17 protein-coding genes are annotated in these 23,235 nt (G+C 58.1%); 8 read left to right on the top strand and 9 right to left on the bottom strand.

Features of this window, described 5'->3' with window-relative positions; genetic code table 11:
* Positions 1 to 2: 2 nt before the first annotated feature.
* The 6 genes from AAA138_RS04985 to AAA138_RS04960 all read right to left on the bottom strand — a co-directional run bounded on the left by AAA138_RS04985 (position 3) and on the right by AAA138_RS04960 (position 5,422).
* Positions 3 to 884: an aldose 1-epimerase family protein gene (locus AAA138_RS04985; RefSeq protein ID WP_349089785.1), complete on the bottom strand. Its 882-nt coding sequence runs from the start codon at positions 882 to 884 to the stop codon at positions 3 to 5.
* A 374-nt stretch (positions 885 to 1,258) separates the two neighbouring features.
* Positions 1,259 to 1,783 carry a galactose-6-phosphate isomerase subunit LacB gene (gene lacB / locus AAA138_RS04980; protein ID WP_006234831.1) on the bottom strand — a complete coding sequence of 175 codons (525 nt, stop codon included), beginning with the start codon at positions 1,781 to 1,783 and terminating at the stop codon, positions 1,259 to 1,261.
* Between the two features lie 63 nt (positions 1,784 to 1,846).
* Positions 1,847 to 2,275 (bottom strand): galactose-6-phosphate isomerase subunit LacA, encoded by a 429-nt coding sequence (gene lacA / locus AAA138_RS04975; RefSeq protein ID WP_349089783.1) that lies wholly within the window; start codon positions 2,273 to 2,275, stop codon positions 1,847 to 1,849.
* Between the two features lie 307 nt (positions 2,276 to 2,582).
* A complete protein-coding gene (locus AAA138_RS04970; RefSeq protein ID WP_349089782.1) occupies positions 2,583 to 3,563 on the bottom strand; it encodes a hypothetical protein in 981 nt (326 codons plus the stop codon).
* Positions 3,564 to 3,863: 300 nt separating this feature from the next.
* Positions 3,864 to 4,202, bottom strand: coding sequence for a PTS lactose/cellobiose transporter subunit IIA (locus tag AAA138_RS04965; protein ID WP_055252615.1), 339 nt, complete (start codon positions 4,200 to 4,202; stop codon positions 3,864 to 3,866).
* Between the two features lie 215 nt (positions 4,203 to 4,417).
* The gene (locus tag AAA138_RS04960; RefSeq protein WP_006234826.1) at positions 4,418 to 5,422 is read right to left on the bottom strand and encodes a LacI family DNA-binding transcriptional regulator; all 1,005 of its coding nucleotides are present in this window, start codon (positions 5,420 to 5,422) and stop codon (positions 4,418 to 4,420) included.
* Positions 5,423 to 5,779: 357 nt separating this feature from the next.
* Here AAA138_RS04960 and AAA138_RS04955 point away from each other — a divergent pair, with 357 nt between their 5' ends.
* Positions 5,780 to 7,555, top strand: a complete 1,776-nt coding sequence (locus tag AAA138_RS04955; RefSeq protein WP_022094686.1) for a lactose/cellobiose PTS transporter subunit IIB — start codon at positions 5,780 to 5,782, stop codon at positions 7,553 to 7,555.
* Between the two features lie 66 nt (positions 7,556 to 7,621).
* On the top strand, positions 7,622 to 9,061 hold the full coding sequence (gene lacG / locus AAA138_RS04950) for a 6-phospho-beta-galactosidase (protein WP_349089780.1): 1,440 nt from the start codon (positions 7,622 to 7,624) through the stop codon (positions 9,059 to 9,061).
* A gap of 276 nt (positions 9,062 to 9,337) precedes the next feature.
* Here lacG (AAA138_RS04950) and AAA138_RS04945 read toward each other — a convergent pair whose 3' ends face one another.
* Positions 9,338 to 10,366, bottom strand: a complete 1,029-nt coding sequence (locus AAA138_RS04945; protein WP_055310566.1) for a substrate-binding domain-containing protein — start codon at positions 10,364 to 10,366, stop codon at positions 9,338 to 9,340.
* Positions 10,367 to 10,710: 344 nt separating this feature from the next.
* On the opposite strand from AAA138_RS04945, the gene lacG (AAA138_RS04940) reads away from it, so the two are divergent.
* Entirely contained in the window at positions 10,711 to 12,159 is a 1,449-nt protein-coding gene (gene lacG / locus AAA138_RS04940; RefSeq protein WP_349089779.1) for a 6-phospho-beta-galactosidase, read from the top strand.
* Positions 12,160 to 12,334: 175 nt separating this feature from the next.
* Positions 12,335 to 14,095 (top strand): PTS lactose transporter subunit IIBC, encoded by a 1,761-nt coding sequence (locus AAA138_RS04935; protein ID WP_349089778.1) that lies wholly within the window; start codon positions 12,335 to 12,337, stop codon positions 14,093 to 14,095.
* Positions 14,096 to 14,429: 334 nt separating this feature from the next.
* Here the strand turns inward: AAA138_RS04935 and AAA138_RS04930 are convergent, their stop codons facing one another.
* Positions 14,430 to 15,431, bottom strand: coding sequence for a LacI family DNA-binding transcriptional regulator (locus AAA138_RS04930; protein WP_349089777.1), 1,002 nt, complete (start codon positions 15,429 to 15,431; stop codon positions 14,430 to 14,432).
* 284 nt (positions 15,432 to 15,715) lie between these two features.
* Between AAA138_RS04930 and AAA138_RS04925 the strand changes: the two genes are divergently transcribed.
* From AAA138_RS04925 to AAA138_RS04915, 3 genes are all read left to right on the top strand, one after another.
* Entirely contained in the window at positions 15,716 to 17,494 is a 1,779-nt protein-coding gene (locus AAA138_RS04925) for a PTS lactose transporter subunit IIBC (protein ID WP_138113307.1), read from the top strand.
* Between the two features lie 75 nt (positions 17,495 to 17,569).
* On the top strand, positions 17,570 to 18,991 hold the full coding sequence (gene lacG, locus AAA138_RS04920; protein ID WP_260699522.1) for a 6-phospho-beta-galactosidase: 1,422 nt from the start codon (positions 17,570 to 17,572) through the stop codon (positions 18,989 to 18,991).
* A 657-nt stretch (positions 18,992 to 19,648) separates the two neighbouring features.
* Positions 19,649 to 20,905, top strand: a complete 1,257-nt coding sequence (locus tag AAA138_RS04915) for an ATP-binding protein (RefSeq protein ID WP_271747000.1) — start codon at positions 19,649 to 19,651, stop codon at positions 20,903 to 20,905.
* Here the strand turns inward: AAA138_RS04915 and AAA138_RS04910 are convergent, their stop codons facing one another.
* A complete protein-coding gene (locus AAA138_RS04910) occupies positions 20,906 to 21,670 on the bottom strand; it encodes a DeoR/GlpR family DNA-binding transcription regulator (RefSeq protein ID WP_349089775.1) in 765 nt (254 codons plus the stop codon).
* Positions 21,671 to 21,876: 206 nt separating this feature from the next.
* On the opposite strand from AAA138_RS04910, the gene AAA138_RS04905 reads away from it, so the two are divergent.
* Positions 21,877 to 22,929: an aldose epimerase family protein gene (locus AAA138_RS04905; RefSeq protein ID WP_349089774.1), complete on the top strand. Its 1,053-nt coding sequence runs from the start codon at positions 21,877 to 21,879 to the stop codon at positions 22,927 to 22,929.
* Positions 22,930 to 23,235 lie beyond the last annotated feature (306 nt).

The raw sequence follows: 23,235 nt of genomic DNA, 5'->3' as shown, positions 1-23,235 counted from the left end.
CGTTAAAGGATCTCGATCTCAAAGCCGCGAGTAACGGTCTCCCCCGGCTTGGCCACCAGGCAGCCGCGCTTGTGCTCCAGAATATCGTCCTCGTCGGAGCAGGTGGACAGGCCGCCCCACGGTTCCACGGCCACAAAGTCACCCTCGGGCTTGCTCCACACAATCAGGTACGGCATATCGGGGAACGTCAGTCGCACGCCCTTGTCCTCGGTTTTCTTGGTCAGCGTAATCACGCGGCTCTCAAGCACGTCAAAGATGGTCTCTGCGAAGTCAAAGAGTTCGTGCGTCAGCGGCAGGTCATGGCCAACCATCGGGTTCTTGCTGCGATGCTCAACATCAATCAGGCCCGTCGAGGGAACGGCAGTACAGAGCTCGGCGGCCTCGCGCTGCTCAAAACGGAGCTCGTAGTCGTCATAGGACTCGCCCTCGTCAAGCGGGCACTTAAAGCCAGGGTGACCGCCCACAAAGAACGGCATGTCCTCGGTGCCCTCATTGGTCACCTCGTACGACACAGCCACCTTTTCCGCATCGATCATGTAACGAGCAACGATCTTAAACGGATACGGGTACTGCTCGAGCAACTCGGCATGGTCGGCAGAGCTTAGGCTCAGCGCGACCATGTTGTCGCCCTGCTCCTCGAGCTTCCACTCCTGTTTGCGAGCAAAGCCATGACGGGCGAGCTTAATCTCGCGGCCGCCCATGGTCATTGCGTGACCGTCGCGAAGGCCGCCGCAGATCGGGAAACAAATGGGTGCCTGGCCCGACCAGACCGCCGGGTCACCCTGCCACAGGTACTCACGGCCGTTGGCCGCAATAGAAGTGAACGATCCGCCAGCCGTGCTCAACGCAATGCGGACAGAGCCGTTATCAAGAACAAACTCCATAGGAGCCTTCCCTTTCTTATGACAGCCCGCCAAGTCAATAGGGCTGATAGAAAACCGGCCCGCGCCCCCTCACAGAAACGCGAGCCGTCAATTGAAAAGCTGCAGAATACTGGGTCCCGCCAAAACGAAGCCCACAAGCTCAGCAAGCAAACGTGTTATCGGAGCAGCTTACTGAACCAGAAAGCTTCGCAACAACAGCGGTAACCCCACAGGTACCCCCAACGTCAGCGAGAAGTCAGCTGGCGAGGCAAGGTGCCGTGAAGCGAGGCGGCATTGACCTTCTGGTCATGCCGCCGAAGCTGAACGGCAGATTGCCCGCCAGATGGCTTCGCAGCGTCGGCCGGTCCGGCGTTCGGCAGAACGCCGGAACCTAATTAGTCGTGGTATTCGCCGCGGTCCCACTTCTCGAGGAACTCGTCAAAGAAGTGCGGGTCAGCCTGAGCCTCGGCGTCGGCCTTGTTGCAGGCATCGATCTTGGCGATCAGGGCATCGTGCTCGGGGGTCTTCTCGTAGGGCTCCTCCAGGAAGGCAAGCATGATGTCGGCCATCAGGAACTCGCCGGTAATCTTGCCGCCAAAGCCCACGATGTTGGCGTTGAGCTCGCGACGGGCATACAGGGCAGAGGTCATATCGCGGACCAGGGCGCAGCGGGCGCCGGGAACCTTGTTGACGGCGTTGGTGATGCCGATGCCGGTGCCGCACAGGGCCACGCCAAAATCGGCCTTGCCGCTGGCGACAGCCTCGCCCACGGCCTTACCGTAGATGGGATAGTGCGTACGGGTGTGGCTGTAGGTGCCGCAGTCGAGCACCTTGTAGCCAGCCTGCTCCAGGCGGTCGGCCAGATAGATCTTCTCGTCCGTAACGATATGGTCGCAACCGATTGCGATGGTCTTCTTCATCAGAACGTCCTTTCGTCTGAATTCACAAGTTGAGGTAGAAGTTCGAGTTCTCGGTGGCTCTCGTTAGGCCATCTTGTTGAGCATGTCGACACGGATCTGGTGACGGCCGCCGGCGTACTGGGCACGCAGGAACTCGCGGGCGATCTTCTTGGCGACCTCGGTGCCCACAACGCCCGGGCCCATGGTGACCATGCGCGAGCCGTTGTGCTCGCGGGTCATGTAAGCGGAACGCTCGTCGGAAATGTTGGCGACGACCATGCCCTTGATCTTGACGGCGGCCATATAGGAGCCGACGCCGTACTTATCGAATGCGAAGCCCTGGGAATCCTTGTGCTCCAGCAGGTCCTTGGCAACGGCGGTCGCGGAATCGACAAAGTCCGCGGCAGGGGTCTCGGAATAGTCGACGACCTCGTGACCGTCGGCGATGAGCGTCTCCTTGATGGACTCCTTCATCGACATACCGTCGGCATCGGAAGCGATTACAACCCTCATGACATCCTCCTTGAGAGATACGCAGGTGCGTAGTTTCTGTTTGGAAGTGTTGAATCGCGTTCAGGTCCGGGCATCTGAATGTGCGGTTCTTCACTGTTCATGTTTATTTGAACACATTCGAACAGCGACTGCAACCATTATTTGTTTATCTTTGTTCTTTTTTGAACAAACACCGTTCACGGATGATTGCTGACCGTTTGGACCCGGCGCGGACGTAGCGACCATGTGTTCAACAAACAAAAGGGCGGCCGAGAACGTGTCTCGGCCGCCCTTCGGCGGTATTCCCCGGTATATACAGCTGTTTTAGCTACTCGGACTGCCCGCCCTTTTTGGCGTGCTTGGAAGGAGCGCTCAAGAAACGGCCCGTCAAATAGTTCGCCGGGCCGGAAATATCGATCCCCAGCAGCACGTGTCCTAGCCATAGGAACGCCACGAGCACCAGCAGCGGGATAACGCACGAGGTCACGATCATCACGATGACGCCTTCAATCAGATCGGTCACCTGCCGCACGATCTCATCGGTCATCTGCTTGGCGCCGCTGGTCACCGACGTAACAAGGCTCGATGCCCCATCAGTCAACTGCTCGAGCACGTTTTTGGACTCCGTGGTCTCGGATTTTTTCATGTTCGATTTTGAGCTGGTCTCGGCTGACTTGTCCGTGGTGTCGGCCGCGTCCGCAGCCTTTTGCTCAGCTTGCTCAATACTTACGCGATACGTTTCATCGACCTTCTGCGACACCCATACGCTCGCGGGCACGAGTGCCATACCGATCACGGCAACCACTAGCACGCGCGTCGCCACACGGCGCAGGACAGCGCTCGTGCTCCAGCGCCCGTGAATGCCGAGCGACACCGCAAAGAGCACCAACGAAAACGGGATTAAGATGCCCAAGCCAACCGACCACAAAATGGTTAGCAGGTATTTCTCGAGGTAGAGCACGGCAAGCACGATGCCCAAGTTACCCGAAAGCTGCGCGAGCTGCTCGGCAACCGGCGTTCCCGTATCGCCCGGCAGCGCAGTGATACCCGCAGATAGGGCGACGCACGAGGTCGTGAGCGCCAAAACATTGCCCTTCTTTTGATCGATGACCTCGATGGTGGAGTCCCAAGTCTTGGTATCGGCAAAACGCGGACGAGCCACAAAGCCCGACAGTAGCGCCAGCACCACGAGCGCAACGATAAAGCCAATCTGCAGCTTTTTGTTTGCGCACACGACATCGGACAGGCTGGGCTGCAGCTCGGTTACCGTCGTATGCTCGGTTATCTGGACAGGACGCCCATGAGCCATCTCATGCGCGTCTCTTTTTTGTATTGACCCGTTATCCGGCATTTGGATACCTCCTCAGTCCGGCGTTTAATGCGAAAGGAAGTATACCCACCGAGCAAAAAACGAACGGGAAGACGAACAGAGCGCACCAAGACTGTCCCCAATGACTATCTCCGGATGAGTTGCGGTGGAATAGGGATTGTTTTGCGCCCGTCGGCCCCTATTCAGTCCCTATTTCACCGCAACTTGGAGGAGGACAGAAAAAGCCCTGCCGCGGGTAGCGGCAGAGCTTTTGGAAGGGGACTTGGTTGTGAGGGCTCGTTAGGCGAGCTTGGCCTCGAGCTCGGCGATGCGCTTGTAGGCATCGATGGTAAAGCGGGCCTGCTTCTCCAGGATCATAGTGGTCATGAGAGTGTCCTGAGCGTGAGCCATGATGAAGGTCATCTCCATCTCGCCACCGCCGGCCTCCTGCGAAAGCAGCTTGGTCTGCGTGTCGTGGGCGCCGATAAGTGCATCGCTGGCATCCTTGTGCAGCTGTTCGGCCTTCTCAAAATCGCCCTCGCGAGCAGCATCGAGCGCTGCAAGCAGATCGGTCTGGGCGTCACCTGCGTATGCGACAATCTCGAATCCAACCATCGAGATTTCTTCTTTGGTTGCCATATTGCGTTCCTTTCACATATGAACCAATGGAGAGCATCGCGTCCGGGCATACGCGCTGCGTTCTGTATGACAGAAACATTAACATTCAAACAAAAAAGAACAGCGCAAAACGTGATTTCGAGCTATGAACGGTCGCTTTTCGCCCGTGAACGGTTTTTAAACCAATCTGAACAATATCGAACACAATTAGCGGCAACCCAAACAGACCTGCGCCCCTAGCGTACATCGCGCACCGTATCGCCCTCGACGAGCACGCCCGGAAACAGCATGTGCTCCACACCGGGCGCAACGCCCTCGGCGCCGGCAATCTTGTCGACCGCCCACATGCCGACGCGCTTGTTGTCAAAGCGCACCGTGGTCAGGCGACGGTCGGGCACGATATCGCCCAGGCTGTCATCAACACCCACCACACTCACGTCCTCGGGCACGCGCTTTCCGCGCGACTCGAGCCCGCGAATGCAGCCGTAGGCCATGGCGTCGTTGGAAGCATAAATGGCCGTACAGGTCGGATCATCCGCCAGGGCCTGACCTGCGGCATATCCGCTCTGCGCCGTCCAATCGCCACGGATAAGTCGCGGTGGCTCAATGCCATGCGCGCGCAATGTCTCGCGCCAGCCTTCCTCGCGCCGCATGCCCGAAAGCGAGCGCTCGGGACACGAGATAAAGTGCACGGTCTTGTGCCCCCGCTCCAGCAAGTACTCGACCACCTGGCGCGAGCAATCGAACTGGTCGTTATCGACCGTTGAACAGAGCGGGTGCTCCAACATCGTAACGAGCACCGTCTGCATGCCGGGCAGCGGCTCAAAAGTGCCAAAGTCTGCCGGCATGCGATTCATGATCACAACCATACCGTCCACTGGCAGTGCGCTCATGCGCGACGATGCGCTCTCGAGGGTATACGGATGCCCGTCTACTTTAGTGAGGGTGATGGCATAGCCGTGCTTATCGGCCGCGGCGGCAAAGCCCTCCATACGGTCGAGATTGCCGGTGCCGGTAATGTTGAACATGGCGACGCCGACGGTCTTAAACTTACCGCGGCGCAGCGATCGACCGGCAAAATTGGGGCGATACCCCAGCTCGCGCATGGCGGCACGCACGCGTTCCTTGGTCTCGGGGCGCACGCTGGGCGAATCGTGCACGGTGCGCGAGACCGTCTGCTCCGAGACGCCCGCGAGGCGCGCTACGTCTTTGACGGATACCGATTTTTTAACAGCGGCCATAGGTCGATCTTTCTATGTCAACGATGCCATTGGTGGCACCTTGCGCAGTCATTTTTAACGCCTTCAAGTATATCCAACGCCTCCCCCACCATACGCTCACCACCCAAAACCTACCGTTCACCGACATTTTTGCTTCCCCGAACGGCTTTTGTCGCCCAAATGTTAACGTTGCCATTGTGCAAACACAGAGCCACCGGGCGGCTCAAACGTTTACGCGCAAGGAATCGACGGTCCACAGGCACAGGGGCCATCGGTTCGCGTCTTATTTTGTGTCGCAAAATGGCAACGTCAACATTTTGGCAACCAAACGTCAAAAGCTACCATCGTTGCCAACCCACCGACTCTTAGGAGCTTTGCATGGAGCAACTCATCGCCATCATCGAAAAGGGGCAGCCCTTTTTCAACGCGATCGCCCGCAACAAGTACCTCAAGGCGATCCGCGACGGTTTTATCTCCGTCATCCCCATCATCATCTTCTCGTCCATCTTCTGCCTGGTAGCCTCGGTTCCCAATATCTGGGGTTTCTACTGGCCCGATGACATCAACAACGCCCTGTGGAAGTGCTACAACTACTCCATGGGCATCCTGGCCATCGCCTGTGCCGCCACCACGGCCAAGCACTTCGCCGACGCTCAGAACCGCGATCTGCCCAAGAACAACCAGATCAACTTCATCTCGTGCATGTGCGCGGCCATCATCGGCTTCTTGCTCCTTTCGAGCGACACGATCGCCACGGACGCTGCCAGCGGCTTCAACACCACCTACCTTGGTTCCAAAGGCCTGCTGACCGCCTTTATCGCTGCGTTTGTGACCGGCATCATCTACAAGTTCTTCATTAAGCGCAACATCACCGTCAAGATGCCCGAGCAGGTTCCGCCCAACATCTCGCAGACCTTTAAGGACATCATCCCCTTCTCCGTCTGCATCACCGTCTTTTGGGTCTTTGACATCGCCTTCCGCGCTGCTTTTGGCTTCTGCTTTGCCCAGGGCGTCATCCAGGTGTTCCAGCCCCTGTTCACCGCTGCCGACGGCTACATCGGCCTCGCTGTGATCTACGGCGCTATGAGCCTGTTCTGGTTCGTCGGCGTCCACGGCCCCTCGATCGTCGAGCCCGCCATCGCCGCCGCCCTCGTTGCCAACATGACCGACAACCTGGCTGCGTTCCAGGCCGGCCAGCACGCTTCCGCTGTCCTGACCCAGGGTGCCCAGTACTTCGTCGTCTGCATGGGCGGCACCGGCGCCACGCTCGTCCTGGTCTTTATGTTCTGCTTCCTGGCCAAGTCTCAGGAGATGCGCGCCGTCGGTAAGGCCGCCATCGTCCCCGTCTGCTTTGCCGTCAACGAGCCGCTGCTGTTCGCCGCGCCCATCGTGCTCAACCCCGTCTTCTTTGTCCCGTTTGTCTTTGCCCCGATCGCCAACATCTGGATCCTCAAGATCTTTATCGACTTCTTGGGCATGAACGGCTTTATGTACACCCTGCCTTGGACCGTCCCCGGCCCCATCGGCACCATCATGGGCCTGGGCTTCCAGCCGCTCGCTTTTGTGATGCTCGCCCTTATCCTGGTCGTCGACTTCGTTCTGTACTACCCGTTCTTCCGTGCCTATGACGCCCAGAAGTGCGCCGAGGAGGCCGAGATCTCCCAGGAGGAGCTCGCCGCCAAGAACGCCGAGAAGGCCGCCAAGCTCAACGATGCCTTCCAGGGCAAGGCTGACGCCAAGAGCGTTGCCGCCGGCGCTGCTGCCGAGGCCGTGAAGGCCGACTCCCCCGCCGCTTCCGCAGCACCCGCTGCCGAGACAACGACCGCCAGCGACCTCAACGGCAAGCGCGTGCTCGTGCTCTGCCAGGGCGGCGGAACCTCGGGCCTGCTCGCCAACGCGCTGGCCAAGGCCGCCAAGGAGCGCGGCATTAACCTCGAGACCGCTGCCGAGGCCTATGGCAACCACGTGGACATGCTCCCCGACTTTGACCTGGTCGTCCTGGCCCCGCAGGCCGCAAGCTACCTGGCCGACCTGCAGAAGGACTGTGAGCGCGTGGGCAACAAGTGCGTCGCCTGCCGTGGCAAGCAGTACATCGAGCTCTCCCAGAACGGCGACAAGTCTCTCGCCTTCGTGAGTGAGCAACTTTCGAAGTAAGTAACGCCCAGGGCCAGCCGACCATCCAAGACCGGCTGGCCCTTCGATTTAGACGATTGGATCATCATGTCCGTTAATCCTGCTAGCGTCACCAACCCGCCCGCGCAGTTTCCCGAGGACTTTGTCTTTGGCGGCGCCACCGCTGCCTACCAGGTAGAGGGCGAGACCCGCGCTCACGGTAAGGGCAAGGTTGCCTGGGACGACTTTCTGGAGGCCCAGGGGCGCTTCTCCCCCGATCCCGCTTCGGACTTCTACAACCAGTACCCCGTCGACCTGGAGCTGTGCGAGGAGTTCGGCATCAACGGCATTCGTCTCTCCATCGCCTGGAGCCGCATCTTCCCCAACGGCACCGGCGAAATCAACCCCGAGGGCGTCCAGTTCTACCACGATCTCTTCGCCGAGTGCCACAAGCACCACGTTGAGCCGTTTGTCACGCTGCATCACTTCGATACGCCGCTTCCCCTCTTTGAGAAGGGCGACTTCCTCAACCGCGAGACCATCGACGCCTTTGTGGACTTTGCCACCTTCTGCTTTAAGGAGTACGCCGACCAGGTGACCTACTGGTTCACCTTTAACGAGATCTGGGCCGACGCCTCCAACACCTACATCGAGGGCACCTTCCCCGGTGGCGTCAAGGCGCATCTGGCCGAGGCCTTCCAGTGCGAGCACAACATGATGCTCGCCCACGCCAAGGCAGTACTGGCCTTCCACAACGGCGGTTTTAAGGGCAAGATCGGCGTCATTCAGTCGCTGGAGTTTAAGTATCCGCTCAACGAGAACGACCCCGCCGACATCAAAGCCGCCAACAACGAGCACGTGCTGCAAAACCAGTTTTTGCTCGACGCCACCTTCCGCGGCGACTACGCACCCGACACCCTCGAGTGCGCCAACCGCCTGGCCGCCGTCTCGGGCGGCACCATCGAAATCCTGGACGAGGACCTCAAGATTATGCGCGAAGCCGCGCTTTACAACGACTACCTGGGCGTTAACAACTACCAGTGCCGCTTCTTGAAGGCTTACGATGGCGAGAACGACCTGCACCACAACGGCACGGGCGAAAAGGGCACCGGCCGCTGGCGCGTTAAGGGCATTGGCGAGCACGTGAACAAACCCGGCATCCCTACCACCGACTGGGACTGGATCATCTATCCCGAGGGCCTGTTCGATCTGCTCGTCTACATTAAGCAGCGCTACCCCAACTACAAGCAGATCTTCATCACCGAAAACGGCATGGGCTACAAGGACCCCTACAAGGACGGTTTTGTGGACGACCAGCCGCGCATCGACTACATCGAGCAGCACCTGCGCTGGCTGCTTAAGGCCATGGAGGTGGGTGTCAACGTGGGCGGTTACTTCCTGTGGAGCCTGCAGGATCAGTTCTCCTGGACCAATGGCTACAACAAGCGTTACGGCTTCTTCTACGTTGACTTTGAAACCCAGAAGCGAACGCCCAAGGCAAGCGCATACTGGTACAAGCACGTAGCGCAGACCCGTCGTCTGGACTAGCGGCTTGCGACAAGCGGTTGGCGGAATTGCACCGCCCACATAACCTGTCCCCATTTCTCAGCCGGGGGCGGCACGTCACACGGCGCGCCGCCCCCGGCCTTTTTGGGCGGTTCGGGGTCTGTTTGTCTCAATCTGTAACATCTAGCCGAGTTTTTGGGTCCTAGCTGTTGCAGATTGAGACGAACAGGATTGCTCTTTCCGAAGAATCTAAATCTGTAACACGTAGCCCGCTTTTGACCGTCTACCTGTTACAAATCGAGACAAACGGAGTAGGACCTAACCCCGTATGTCCCTAACAGTCGAGCGTTCGACCAGCGTACTCGGCACATGAATCGCCTCGATAGACGAGCTCTCTCCAATCGCCGCCTCAAACGCAAGCTTACCGACACCGCGCAAATCAAATCGCAGCGTCGTCAGCCGATTGTGAGGAACAAGTCCCTCGAGTGCGTCGTCGATACCAACCACGCTCACGTCGTCGGGCACGGACAGGCCCGCGTTCTCGAGCGCGGCGATAACGCCCAGCGCCATCTGGTCATTTGCCGCAAGCACGGCAGTCGGCGCCTGCGACCCGCCGGCAAGCACCTCGGCCGCAATCCGCTCGCCCATGGCGTACCCACTGTCCGCACTCCAATCGCCACGCAGCATCGGAGCGGCATCGACATGAGCACGACCCAGCGTATCGCGCCAACCGGCCTCACGAAAACGCGAGGAAATCGAGTTTTCCGGACCCGCCACAAACCGCATATTCGAGTGACCATGTTCCAGCAGATAATTGGTCAACAGCTCGCACGAACCATACTGGTCGGAGTCGATCGTCGTGCAGCGCGGATGCGCATACATGGACAGGATGACCGTTCGCACTCCCGGCTGGGGAACAAACTCCTCAAAATCGGGAGCCATGCGGTTCATGTTGAGAATCATGCCGTCGACGGGTCGCTCGACCATGCGGCGCGAGGCATCGGCAAGTGTATAGGGCTTGTCGCCGCCCATCTCGATCATAGTGACGGCAAAATCGTGCTCGCGCGCCGCTTGCATGATACCCTCGAGCGTCGCCAGGTTACCGACACGTGTGATGTTGTACATGCACAGGCCAATAGAACGATACGACCCGCCGCGCAACGCCGCTCCAGCAAAATTGGGACGAAAGCCCAGCTCTTCCATGGCGGCCAGCACACGCTTGCGCGTCTTTTCCGTCACGTTAGGCATACCGTTGACCACGCGAGACACAGTCTGGCGGCTCACGCCAGCGAGCGCCGCAACCTCTGCCGCGCTCGCCGAATGACCATTCCTTGTTTGCTGAGCCATGCCTTCCACGCTAACCTGCTTCCCAACTATTCCCCGCGCCCATGGCGCATCGTACATACATTGATAACGTGCTCATGATACCCGAGCCATATACCACAACATGAAAACTTCTGTCAATCAAAACCGCTTACCGAACAAATACAACCGTTCGCGGCTGTTTGAAGTTGTTTTGTTTCTATACATCCCAGCCGGATGTTAACGTGCTCATTGTCAAATGTTCACGTGCTCATTTTGGTTCTAATCATTTTAAGATAGTGTTTATCGGGCTTTTTCACCGCTGAACGCTAACCAGGGAGCCTCCTGAGCGCAAACGCACAATATCGAACAGCGAGACGAGAGGATGTATGCATATGTCTTTGCTAAACCGCGTACAGCAGCTGCCGAAGGGCTTTGTTTGGGGCGCCGCAACCGCCGCGTACCAAACGGAAGGTTCCACGAAGGTGGCAGGCAAGGGTAAGACCATGTGGGACGATTACCTTGTCGCCCAGGGTCGCTTTTTGCCCGACCCGGCCAGTGATTTCTACAACCGCTACGAGGAGGATATCCGCCTTTCTGCCGAGCATGGACTCAACGCCATCCGTGTGTCCATCGCCTGGACCCGCATCTTCCCCAACGGCGACGATGCCGAGCCCCTCGCCGAGGGCGTTAAGCACTACCACGAGCTGTTCGCCTGCTGCAAAAAGTATGGCGTCGAGCCCTATGTGTCCCTGCATCACTTTGACTCCCCCGCCGCCCTGTTCAACCAGGGCGACTGGCTCAACCGCAAGACCGTCGACGCCTATGTGCGCTATGCCGAGTTCTGCTTCCGCGAGTTCCGCGAGGTCAAGAATTGGTTCACCATCAACGAGCTCATCAGCCTCTCGCACTCCCAATACATCCAAGGCAACTTCCCGCCCAACCATCACTTTGATGTGACGAGCGGCATCCAGAGCCAGCACAACGAGCTCGTTGCCCACGCCCGCGCCGTCAACCTGTATAAGGATCTTGACGAGACCGAGCACCTGGGCGGACGCATTGGCATGGTCAACGTCCTGACGCCGGCATATCCTGCTACCGACTCGCCCGCCGACCAGCACGCCGCCGACCTGTACAACGCCTTCTACACCGACTTCATCATGGACGGCGCCTTCCTGGGTCACTACTCCGCGCGCACCCTCTCACTCATCAACGAGATTCTGTGTGCCAACAACGCCACACTTACGGTTGAGGACAGCGACATGGAGGAGCTCGCCAAGGCGGCGCCCCGCAACGATATGTTCGGCCTCAACTACTATCAGTCGGCGTTTATCGCCGCCTACGATGGCGAGTCCACCAACAGCTTTAACGGCACCGGAGACAAGGGCACCTCGTGCTTTAAGTTTAAGGGCGTCGGGCAGCAGGTCGATATGCCGGGTATCCCCACCACCGACTGGGATTGGCTCATCTACCCGCAAGGCCTCTACGACACGCTCAAGCACATCAGCGCCACCTATCCCAACCTCCCCGTCATCTATATCACCGAAAACGGCCTGGGCCACAAGGACCCCGAGCCCGATGCGCTCGGCATCGTCGCCGATCCCGAGCGCATCGACTTTGTCGACCAGCACATGGAGAAGGTGCTCCAGGCGCGTGCCGAGGGCGTCGACGTCCAGGGCTACTTTATCTGGAGCCTGCAGGACCAGTTCTCGTGGGCCAATGGCTATAACAAGCGCTACGGCCTGTTCTACATCGACTTCGACACGCAAAAACGCTACATCAAGCAGTCGGCACTCTGGTACAAGGAGCTCGCCGACACTATGGCGGACGCGCAGTAGCGCATCGCCTCGCTTTCCCCCGAGGGGGAGCGGCCCCATGCGATACAAACCCAGCCGCTCCCCTCTCTCCCCCTGGGACCGACCCCGCCTGCACCCGGGCTTTTAGCAAGCGGGAGACCATATAGGTTTTCAACGTCCATGCCATTAAGATTTCATGCAAAGAGGAGCGTGAACTATGGAATCGATCGTTAAGTTCTTGGAGAAAGGTCAGCCGTACTTCGACAAGGTCTCTAAGAACATCTACCTTCAGGCCATTAAAGACGGCTTTTTGGCAGCAATGCCCATCATCCTGTCTTCTTCTGTCTTCCTGCTTATTTCAACCCTGCCGGGCGTTGTCGCCACGGTCGGCGGCTTTACGCTGCCCGACTGGTGGAACGTCGACGTCGTGAACTTCTGCAACAAGGTTTACAACTTCACGATGGGCGTCGTGGGCATCATGGTCGCCGGCACCACCGCAAGCGCGCTGACCGGCTCCAAGAACCGCCGCATGCCTGCCGGCAAGGCCATCAACGCCACGAGCACCATGGTCGCCGCCATGTGCGCTATGCTCATCTTGGCCGTTACCCAGACGAGTGCCAAGATCGACGGCGCCGATGTCTCGGTGTTCTTTACCGACAACATGGGCACCAAGGGCCTGCTGAGCTCCTTTGTCGCCGCATTTGCCACGGTCAACATCTATGCCTTCTGCATTAAGCGAGACATCACCATCAAGCTGCCCAAAGAAGTCCCCGGCGCCATCGCCCAGAACTTCCGCGACATCTTCGCCTTCAGCTTCTCCATCCTGTTTGTCGCCGTCATCGACGTTATCTGCCGCACCTGCTTGGCCGTCCCGTTTGCCAACGTCATCTCCACGCTGGTGAGCCCGCTGTTCGCCGCTGCCGATTCCTACGCCGGCCTCGCCCTCATCTGGTTCATGATCCCGCTGTTCTGGTTCATGGGCATCCACGGCCCCTCGGTCGTTAAGCCTGCCCTCAACGCCGCGCTGTTTGGCAACATCACCACCAACCTCGCCACGCTGCAGGCCGGCGGTCACCCCGCCCTCGCCCTGACCGAGAACTTCGGTAACTACATCGGCGAACTCGGCGGCACCGGCGCCACGTTCATTGTCCCGATCATCTTCCTGCTCTTTATGCGCTCCAAGCAGCTCAAGGCCGTCGGCAAAGCCTTTGTCGTACCCGTGATGTTCGCCGTCAACGAGCCGCTGCTGTTCGCCGCGCCCATCATCCTCAACCCGTACTTCCTGATCCCGTTCCTGTTTGCCCCCGTGGCCAACGTCCTCATTGGTAAGTTCTTCATCGACTTTTTGGGCATGAACGGCTTTATCTATGCCATGCCGTGGGCACTCCCCGGACCGATCGGCACCTTCATCGACACCAACTTCCAGCCGATCTCTCTGGTCCTGGTTGTCGTCCTGCTGGTCGTTGACTTCTTGATCTACTACCCGTTCTGCAAGGCCTACGACAACGTCCTGTGCAAGCAGGAGGCCGAGACCCTGGCCGAAGAAGAGGCCGAGGAGACCAAGGCCGTCAAGACCGCTGCCGCCCCCGCCGTTGAGGCTCCTGTTGTCGAGACCGCTTCTGCCACCGAGGCCTCCGCAGCTCCGTCCGCCCTTAAGGGCAAGGATCTGAGGGTTCTGGTTCTGTGCGCTGGCGCCGGCACCTCTGCACTGCTCGCCAACGCGCTTAAGGAAGGCGCCGACGAGCTGGGCATCGACATTACCGCCAACGCCGGTGCCTACGGCAGCCACTACGCCATCATGGACCAGTACAACGTCATCGTCCTGGCTCCGCAGGTTCGCACCTATTACAACGAGATGAAGGCCGACACCGACCGCCTGGGCATCACGCTGCTGTCGCCCAAGGGCAAACAGTACATCGACCTCACTAAGGATCCCAAGGGTGCCGTCGCCTGGATCGAGGAAAACCTCGAGGCATAAGACGCTGACACCACCTGCCGCTCGCAGACAATAAATGGCCCGTGCATCGATGTGTGATGCGCGGGCCATTTTGTTTAGACCGCACCCGTCCTCCTGTTCATCTCAATCTGTAACATCTAGCCGAGTTTTTCGGTCCAAGCTGTTACAGATTTAGACGAACGGGCGGCCCGGGCCGAACAATCTCGATTTGTAACATGTAGACCACTTTTGACCGTCTAGTTGTTACAGATCGAGACAAACGGAATAAGCTGGACCGAATTGTCTAAATCTGTAACATCTAGCTGAGATTTTCGGCCCTACCTATTACAGATTTAGACGAACAGGCCGAGCACGTCTACGCCCGCAGGTCCTTTACGCTGGAACGCTCGACCAACACGCCCGACACAAGCGTGCGGCTTCTGGAGCTCGGGGCTTCTAGGCCCGCGACGACCTCGTTGAGCGCACGGACGCCCAGCTCGCGGTGGCGAAACTTCACCGACGTCAGAATCGAGTTGGGAATCGTCTTGTAGAGCTCATCGTCGAAGCCGATCACGGACACGTCGTCGGGCACACTGAGCCCTTTGTCACGTAAAGCCATCATCACGCCGTTTGCCATGCAGTCGTTAGCCGCGAGGACCGCCGTGCAATCGGGTTTATCGGCAAGCACAAGGCCCGCAGCATAGCCACTATCCGCATTCCAATCGCCTTGCAGAGGCTCGGGCGGCTCAATGCCACGCGCCTCGAGTGCCGCACGCCAACCTTTCATGCGACACTGGCTCGACAGCGCCTCTTTCTTACCAGAGACGAAGTACACATTCTTGTGTCCGCGATTCAAGAAGTACTCGCACGCCATGCGCGCGCCACCCTCTTGATCGTCACTAACGGTAGAGCAGGCAGGATGCTCCATCGGCGTGATAATCACCGTCTTGAGGTCCTTCGGTGCCTCAAAGGTATCAAAGTCATCGACCATCTGACGCAGGTTGAAGATCATGCCATCAACAGGCAGCTGCGACATCCTGCGCGCCGCTTCGGCAAGGGTCATCTTCTCCCCCGCGCGCTTCTTAATCATCGTGAGCGCAAAGCCTCGCTCTGCGGCGGCATCGGCGATACCGTCAATCATGTCCACGTTGCCGCCCGACAAGTGGAACAGCACCACGCCGATGCACCCGTAACGGCCCAACTTGAGTGAACGCGCGGCAAAGTTCGCCCGGAACCCAAGCGCTTCCATGGCAGCATGGACCCTATCGCGTGTCGACTCTCGCACGCTATCGGGCTCGTTGATCACACGCGACACCGTCTTGAGAGAAACACCCGCGGCAATCGCCACATCGTTCATTGAGACATTTTTCTTGTCCATCGTTGCCACTACTTCTCCAGTCGGTTTTGCATCGCTTGTTTTTTGCGTTCTAGCATACACTACCTGCCCGACTGACAAATCAACCGTTTACCGGACAATATCGACCGCTCACCCGTAAATCCTTGTTGCTCTTCCAAAAATGTCTTACGTTGTCATTAACGAAATGACAACGTTGTCATTTCGCAATGCCTTCCTTAAGCAGGAAGGTTTCCGGGCAGTCCTGACCATCCATCGACGACCAGTTCCATCCACATGCATCGCGCATCAAGTAGCAAAGGAGCTCTATGGACGCCATCGTAAAGATGCTCGAAAAGCATCAACCGTTCTTCGAGAAGATCTCGAGAAACATCTACCTCCAGGCCATCAAAGACGGATTCCTTGGGTGCATGCCCATCGTCCTTACCTCTTCGATCTTTCTGCTGATCGCCACCCTTCCCGGCGTAGTTGGCATCACGTTGCCCCAGCCGCTCATCGACTGGTGCAACAAGCTGTACAACTTCACCATGGGCGTCATGGGCATCATGGTTGCCGGCACCACCGCCAAGAACTTCACGGCTTCCATGAACCGTCGCATGCCCGCCGGCAAGGTGCTCAACGACGGCTCCACCATGGTGGCCGCCCAGTGCAGCATGCTGCTGCTCGCTGTTACGCAGTTCACCACCAAGTTCGACGGCTCCGAGCTTTCGGTCTTCGATTGTACCAGCATGGGTACGCGCGGTCTGTTCTCGGCCTATATCGCCGCGTTCATTACCGTGTGGGTCTATAAGTTCTGCGTCTCGCGCGATCTGACCATTAAGCTGCCCAAGGAGGTCCCAGGCGCCATCGCTCAGAACTTCCGCGACATCATCCCCTTTGGCGGCGCCGTCATCATCTGCGGCATCATCGATGTGGTTGTGCGCAACCTCATGGGCGTTCCGTTCTCCGAGCTGCTCATCAAGCTGCTCTCCCCGCTCTTCACTGCGGCAGAGACCTATCCTGGCCTTATCCTTATCCAGGCAGCCACCGCGTTCTTCTGGTTCATCGGCGTCCACGGCCCCTCGATTGTCCAGCCGGGCATCGACCCCATCCGTCTTGCCAACCAGGCCGAGAACCTGCAGGTTCTGCTGGCCGGTGGTCACCCCGCCCATTCCCTCACCTTTAACATGTCGCTCGTGGGTGAGTTCGGCGGCACCGGCGCCACGTTCATCGTGCCGCTTCTGCTGATTCTCTTTATGAAGTCCAAGCAGCTCAAAGCCGTCGGTAAGGCCTCGATTGTTCCTGTTGCCTTCGCCGTCAACGAACCGCTGCTCTTTGGCGCGCCGATGATCCTCAACCCCTACATGCTCATCCCCTTTGTTGCCGCCGGCTGCGTCAACGTAAGCGTTGCCAAGTTCTTTATCGACAACGTGGGCATGAACGGCTTCTCCTTCGTGGTACCTTGGGCTACCCCTGCCCCCATCGGCATCTTCATCACCACGAACTTCCAGCTTATCGCCCTGGTATTTGTCGCGATCATCATCTTGCTGGACGCCATCATCTACCTGCCGTTCTTGAAGGCATACGATAAGCTGCTCTGCGACCAGGAGGCCGAGCGCGCCGCCGAGCTGGGTCTCGAGTCCGATGGTGCTGCCACCATCACCGCCAGCACCTCTGCGCCCGCTGTCGAGCAGACCGCCGCTTCCGTCGAGCCGACCGCCGCTGCCGCCGACAGCAAGCCTGTCGCCGATCAGCCCGAGCCCGCCTCCGACGCATCCGCTAAGAAGGATGTCGATGGCCTGAAGGTCCTCGTCCTGTGCGCCGGCGCCGGCACCTCTGCCATGCTCGCCAACGCCATCAAGGAAGGTGCTGCGCAGACCGGAGAGAACATCGCTTCCTCCGCAGGCGCCTATGGCCAGCACACTGCCATCATGGATCAGTACGACGTTATCGTGCTCGCCCCGCAGGTTCGTAGCTACTACAACGACATGAAGGCCGACACCGATCGCCTGGGCATTAAGCTGCTCGCTCCCCGCGGTAAGGAATATATCGACCTTACTCGCGACCCCGCTGGCGCCATCAAGTGGCTCCGCGAGAACCTCGACTAGTTCCTCCCTCTGTTGGTGCCCGGATTCCCGGTTCGGGCACCTCTCCCTATTCGTATCCCACAGAAAGGATGACTCATGACCAACCCCATGCAGTTCCCCGACGGCTTTGTGTTTGGCGGCGCCACCGCTGCTTACCAGGTTGAGGGCGAGACCCGTACGCACGGCAAGGGCAAAGTGCCCTGGGACGATTTCCTGGCTGCTCAGGGTCGCTTCTCCCCCGATCCCGCAAGCGATTTCTACAACAAGTACCCGGTCGATATCGACCTGTGCCAGCGCTTCGGCATCAACGGTATCCGCGTCTCCATCGCTTGGAGCCGCATCTTCCCCAACGGTACTGGCGAGATCAACCCCGAGGGTGTCGCCTTCTATCACGAGCTCTTTGCCACCTGCAATAAAGCCGGCGTTATCCCCTATGTCACGCTCGATCACTTCGATACGCCCGAGGCCTTTTACCAGAACGGCGGCGAGGGCTTCCTGACGCGCACGACGATCGACGCCTTTGTCGAGTACGCCAAGTTCTGCTTTGCCGAATTCACCGAGGTCAAGCACTGGTTTACCTTTAACGAGATCCCCGCGACCGCCGAGGGCAGCTTTATCGTCGGCAACTGGCCGCACGGCGAGAAGTATCGCCTGGATAAGGCCTTCCAGCTCATGCACAACATGATGGTGGCCCATGCCAAGGCCGTCGTCGCCTTCCACGAGGGCGGCTTTGAGGGCGAGATCGGCATTGTCCAGAACCTGGAGCCCAAGTATCCCCTCGACCCCAACAACGCCGCCGATTGCGAGGCAGCTCGCATGGCCGACGTCATCAACAACCGCTGGGTACTCGACGCCACCTTCCGCGGCCACTATGCAGCCGACACCATGGAAGCCGCGACCAAGCTGGCCCATATCGCCGGCGGCGAGCTCGACGTCCGCGACGAGGACATCGCCGCGCTGACCGCCGCGCTCCCCTACAACGATTGCCTGGGCGTCAACACCTACAAGTGCCAGTTCCTGCGTGCCGCCGAGGGCGAAAACGACATCAACCACAATGGCACCGGCGACAAGGGCTCCTCGCGCTGGTTCCTCAAGGGCGTGGGCGAGTCATGCGTACGCGAAGGCGTACCCACCACCGATTGGGACTGGATCATCTATCCCGAGGGCCTCTACGACCTGCTGCTCCGCATTAAGAACGATTACCCCAACTACAAGAAGATCTACATCACCGAGAACGGCATGGGCTATAAGGACGACTTCGAGGACGGCTTTATCGACGACGCCCCTCGTATCGACTACATGCGTCAGCATCTCGCGTGGATCCTCAAGGCAATCGACGGCGGCGTGAACGTCGACGGCTACTTCGTGTGGTCGCTGCAGGACCAGTTCTCCTGGACCAACGGCTATAACAAGCGCTACGGCCTGTTCTACATCGACTTTGAGACCCAGAAGCGCTATCCCAAGGCGAGCGCGTACTGGTACAAGAACGTCGCAGAGACCGGCCTGCTCATGGCCTAACTTTTGCCGCATACCCCCTGTCGGCCGCATACGAATCCCTCCACGGGTTCGCATGCGGCCTTTTTGTTTTGGTTCGGCCCGTGCAGGCCGTTTGTCTCGATCTGTAACATCTAGCAGCGGTTTTCGGTCCTAACTGTTACAGATCAAGACAAACAGGACGCCCAGACCGAAAGATCTAAATCTGTAACATCTAGCCGAGCTTTTCGGTCCCAGTTGTTACAGATTGAGACAAACGGAATCGGCCAGGCAGAAAATCTCGATCTGTAACATCTGACGAGCATTTGACCGCCTAGTTGTTACAGATCGAGACAACCAGATGGTCAAATCCTCACTTTCCAGGCAGCTACGAAGCGCTCCTCTTTCCTTATTATTATCGGTATCACGAACACACTTTCGGTATCCTTTAATGCCGAAATGATACCGAAAGCGTGTTCGAAAATACGGTTAATTCCATGCGTTAGCCCAATCAAGCCCCAGGCTTACAAACTCCGTTTTTTTAGAATGCCAATGCATTCGCGCTTGCGTGTCATTTCACGTCACTTTAACACGTAAAATAACACGCAATTTTTTTCGTGTCATAATTTTGACGCGTAAAATGACGTGTAAAGTTTTACGTGTCATATTTCATGTCAAGTTAAAGCGAAACGGAGCACTACGATGCAAGAGACAAAGGATCTTGAGTTCAAGGAAAGCGTCACCAATTCGTTTCTCAAAACCGTCTCCGCTTATGCAAACAACACGGGTGGGCGTGTCCTATTTGGAATTAACGACGCCGGAAAAATCGTTGGCCTCGATGACCCCAAGCAGACCTGCTTGGATATCGAAAACAAGATTAACGATTCGATCATCCCCCAGCCCGATTACTCCCTAAAAATCAACGAGCCCGATGCAACCGTTGAGCTTACGGTCTTTCCCGGCAGATCGAAGCCTTATCTATACCGCTCGAAGGCGTACAAGCGCAATGACACAGCGACTATACCAGTTGATACCCTAGGTCTTTCGCGCCTTGTGCTCGAGGGTCAGAATCTCTCCTTTGAACAGCTCCCGGCAAGCAAGCAAGATCTATCTTTCACCGTTTTAGAGAATCGTCTAACTGCAAAGTTAGCGCTTCAGTCGTTCACAACCGACACTCTCAAAACCCTCGGCCTGCTCGATGAGACCGGGACCTACAATAATGCAGCAGAGCTGCTCGCGGACGAGAACGGCTTCCCAGGCATCGACATTGCAGTGTTTGGTGACACTATCAACCTCATTAAGCAGCGCAAGACCCTTGAGCATGCATCAGTTTTAACTGAAATTGACAGTGCTCTTGAGCTATTCGAAGCTCAGTACTGCTACGAAGAGATCAAGGGAATGGAACGAATCCGCAAGGAGCCCATTCCACTTGAGGCGTTCCGTGAGGCAATAACCAACGCAATCGTTCATAGGACCTGGGATGTACCAGCGCACATCCGCATCTCGATGTTCGACGACCGGGTAGAAGTCGCCTCACCCGGCGGATTACCGGCAAGCATGACTGTCGATGAGTACCTGTCCGATATGCTGTCCGTTAGGCGTAACCGCATTCTTGCCGAAGTCTTTTTGCGCCTGGGCCTTATCGAGGCATTCGGTACGGGCATTATGCGAATTCGAGACACCTATAAAGACAGCATCAAAAAGCCTCGTTTTCAAGTTTCGGACAACGCTATTGTGGTCACACTTCCCCTACTCATGGATAACCCCGGGCTCGAAGGCGACGATCTTACCGTATTTGAACTGCTGAGTGAAGTGCATCCCCAATCGACAAGTGCGCTTGCGGCCAAAGTTACCTTTAGCCGCTCGAAGCTACTTCGCATCCTCAAAAAACTCGTTGAGACGGGCCTGGCTACAGTTGAAGGCGCCGGCAGAGGGCAGAAGTATCTCCTGCTGCGCTAGCTAGCAAATGACCTGCGTATGCTCCTCGATGGCGGCGCGATCCTCGGCGGTAATACCCGGCTCGCACACCACGGCGTCCAAATTGTCCAAGCGGCAGAAGGTGTAGAAGTCGCGCTTGCCGATCTTGCTGGAGTCGGCGATCAGATAGCGCGAGTCCGCTTTGCTAAAAGCGAGCTGCTGGATACGGCCCTCGTCCATGTTGGACGTGGACACGTCGCCGTCCAGAATGCCGTTGGCACCGATAAACGCCGCGTCGATGCCCAGCGCACGCAGGGTATCCTCGGCCGTTGGTCCCACAAAAGCGGCGGTGCGGCGACGGTACATGCCGCCCACCAGGCACAGGTCGCAGTCTTCGCGCGCCTCGAGCAGGTTAAACACCGAAAGCGAATTGGTCACAATGCGCAGGCGAAACGCCGGCAGCATCGAGGCCATCTGCTCAACCGTGGTGCCCGTGCCCAAAAAGATGGTCGAGCCTTCCTCGATAAGCTCCACAGAACGGCGCGCAATCTGCAACTTTTCCTCGGCATGCTTCGTGCGCTTTTCACTGTGCGAATACTCGTGGCGCAACATAGCATGTGGACGGCCCTGCGCACTGCGGGCTCCACCGTGCACGCGTTCGATCTCGCCCAGGCTCGCAAGTTCCTCAAGGTCGCGGCGGATCGTCATATCCGAGACACCTAACGCATCAGAAATCTCTTTAACCGAGACCGTGCCCTGCTCTTCGAGCAGCTGCCGAACCTTATCCTGTCGCTCTGCCTTAATCACGATGAATCCTCGCCGTTCTTTGCGCGCATATCATTCAAACAGTAACGAACAAATTGTATCAGACTCGTGCGCGTCAAAAATGAACGCCCGCACAGCTCCAATCATCACTTTTTTGAGAAAAATACCCCCTGCTTTAGTGGGGTGTAGTGATAATCTCGCCTGTTCGCGCTACAGTTTGTCGGAAATACCTCGATGTTAGGAACCAAATGATCACTTCCGAGCTTTTCGGCACCGCGCCGTGCGGTACCCCCGTTCATCGTTACACCCTCAACGGGCCCGAGATCTGCGTTCGCATTATGGACTATGGTGCCACCGTGTTGGGCATCGACGTGCCCGACATCCCCGGCAACGTGCGCGATGTGGTGCTGGGCTTCGATAAGCTCGAGGATTACTTTGACAACCCCGCCTGCTTTGGCGCGACCATCGGCCCCGTGGCCAACCGCACTGCGGGTGCCACGATCACCATCGCCGGCACGGACTGGCATATGCCCGCCAACGAGGGCACCAACAACCTGCACAGCGATCTTGAACATGGTCTGCACAAGCGCGTATGGGACGTTGAGCTCGACGAGGTCCACAATGCCGTACGCATGACCACCTCGCTTGAGGACGGTGAGCTGGGCCTTCCCGGCAACCGCACCTTTACGGCCGTGTTTACCGTGACGCGCACCGGCTGCTTCCGTATCGAATATGGCTGTGAGAGCGACCGCGCCACATACGTGTCCATGACCAACCACACGTACTTTAACCTTGCCGGTCACAACGCCGGCATGGACTGTGAGCACTTCTTTGTTGCTAACGCTGCCCACTACCTGCCCATCAACGAGCAGAACATCCCCACCGGCGAGATTGCTCCAGTCGAGGGCACGCCGTTTGACTTCCGTGAGCTGCGCCCTGTCGCACCTGGCATGGAGGCCGACGATCCACAGATTAAGCAGGCACGCGGCTACGACCACTGCCTGTGCATCGATGACTATCAGTACGGTCGCAACCTGCGCCGCGCCCTGCATGTCGAGGAGATGTGGACCGGCCGCGAGCTGGACTACTACACCACCGCCCCGGGTGTGCAGCTCTACACTGGCAATTGGCTGGGCGACGAGCACGCCAAGGACGATGCCAACTATAGCTGGGGCGCCGGCTTTGCCCTCGAGGCAGAGATGTACCCCGACACGCCGCACCAGCCGCTGTTCCCGCAGGGCATTGTGGGCCCGGGTCACCCCTACAGCAATGTGATCGAATACCACTTTATGAGGCACTAAGCCCATAACGCAACATATCGCACAGCAACGCCCGCCGGCACCACCGCCGACGGGCATTTTTTCATCTTTTGGGCTCTTTTTCGCTGTGACTGTATGAGTGACATATCAAAACTATGCCCATTTACTACGTTTAGCCCGGGATGCTCGACCATGCACCGGTTTTTGTTAAATGCGCGAGCCGTCTACCTGCACTGATAATTGTCCTTGGGGGAAGCGGGCACTGCGGGGGCGCGTCAACAGCGCGCGATTTCCGCGTCGCAGCGCTACCCTGATGCTGAACGCCGGGACGATGACCCACTGACCTGC

Source organism: Collinsella sp. CLA-JM-H32B (genome assembly GCF_040098065.1).
Lineage (GTDB): Bacteria > Actinomycetota > Coriobacteriia > Coriobacteriales > Coriobacteriaceae > Collinsella.
Note: the sequence above shows the minus strand (reverse complement) of the source record. Positions and strands in the feature narration are given on the sequence as shown.

Excerpts from the sequence above, each read along its gene's own strand:
- lacG (WP_349089779.1), top strand. The coding sequence starts at position 10,711 with ATGCATATGTCTTTGCTAAACCGCGTACAGCAGCTGCCGAAGGGCTTT.
- lacB (WP_006234831.1), bottom strand. The coding sequence starts at position 1,783 with ATGAAGAAGACCATCGCAATCGGTTGCGACCATATCGTTACGGACGAG.
- AAA138_RS04905 (WP_349089774.1), top strand. The coding sequence starts at position 21,877 with ATGATCACTTCCGAGCTTTTCGGCACCGCGCCGTGCGGTACCCCCGTT.
- AAA138_RS04945 (WP_055310566.1), bottom strand. The coding sequence starts at position 10,366 with ATGGCTCAGCAAACAAGGAATGGTCATTCGGCGAGCGCGGCAGAGGTT.
- lacA (WP_349089783.1), bottom strand. The coding sequence starts at position 2,275 with ATGAGGGTTGTAATCGCTTCCGATGCCGACGGTATGTCGATGAAGGAG.
- AAA138_RS04930 (WP_349089777.1), bottom strand. The coding sequence starts at position 15,431 with ATGGACAAGAAAAATGTCTCAATGAACGATGTGGCGATTGCCGCGGGT.
- AAA138_RS04985 (WP_349089785.1), bottom strand. The coding sequence starts at position 884 with ATGGAGTTTGTTCTTGATAACGGCTCTGTCCGCATTGCGTTGAGCACG.
- AAA138_RS04935 (WP_349089778.1), top strand. The coding sequence starts at position 12,335 with ATGGAATCGATCGTTAAGTTCTTGGAGAAAGGTCAGCCGTACTTCGAC.
- AAA138_RS04955 (WP_022094686.1), top strand. The coding sequence starts at position 5,780 with ATGGAGCAACTCATCGCCATCATCGAAAAGGGGCAGCCCTTTTTCAAC.
- AAA138_RS04965 (WP_055252615.1), bottom strand. The coding sequence starts at position 4,202 with ATGGCAACCAAAGAAGAAATCTCGATGGTTGGATTCGAGATTGTCGCA.
- lacG (WP_349089780.1), top strand. The coding sequence starts at position 7,622 with ATGTCCGTTAATCCTGCTAGCGTCACCAACCCGCCCGCGCAGTTTCCC.
- AAA138_RS04970 (WP_349089782.1), bottom strand. The coding sequence starts at position 3,563 with ATGGCTCATGGGCGTCCTGTCCAGATAACCGAGCATACGACGGTAACC.
- AAA138_RS04925 (WP_138113307.1), top strand. The coding sequence starts at position 15,716 with ATGGACGCCATCGTAAAGATGCTCGAAAAGCATCAACCGTTCTTCGAG.
- AAA138_RS04915 (WP_271747000.1), top strand. The coding sequence starts at position 19,649 with ATGCAAGAGACAAAGGATCTTGAGTTCAAGGAAAGCGTCACCAATTCG.
- AAA138_RS04960 (WP_006234826.1), bottom strand. The coding sequence starts at position 5,422 with ATGGCCGCTGTTAAAAAATCGGTATCCGTCAAAGACGTAGCGCGCCTC.
- lacG (WP_260699522.1), top strand. The coding sequence starts at position 17,570 with ATGACCAACCCCATGCAGTTCCCCGACGGCTTTGTGTTTGGCGGCGCC.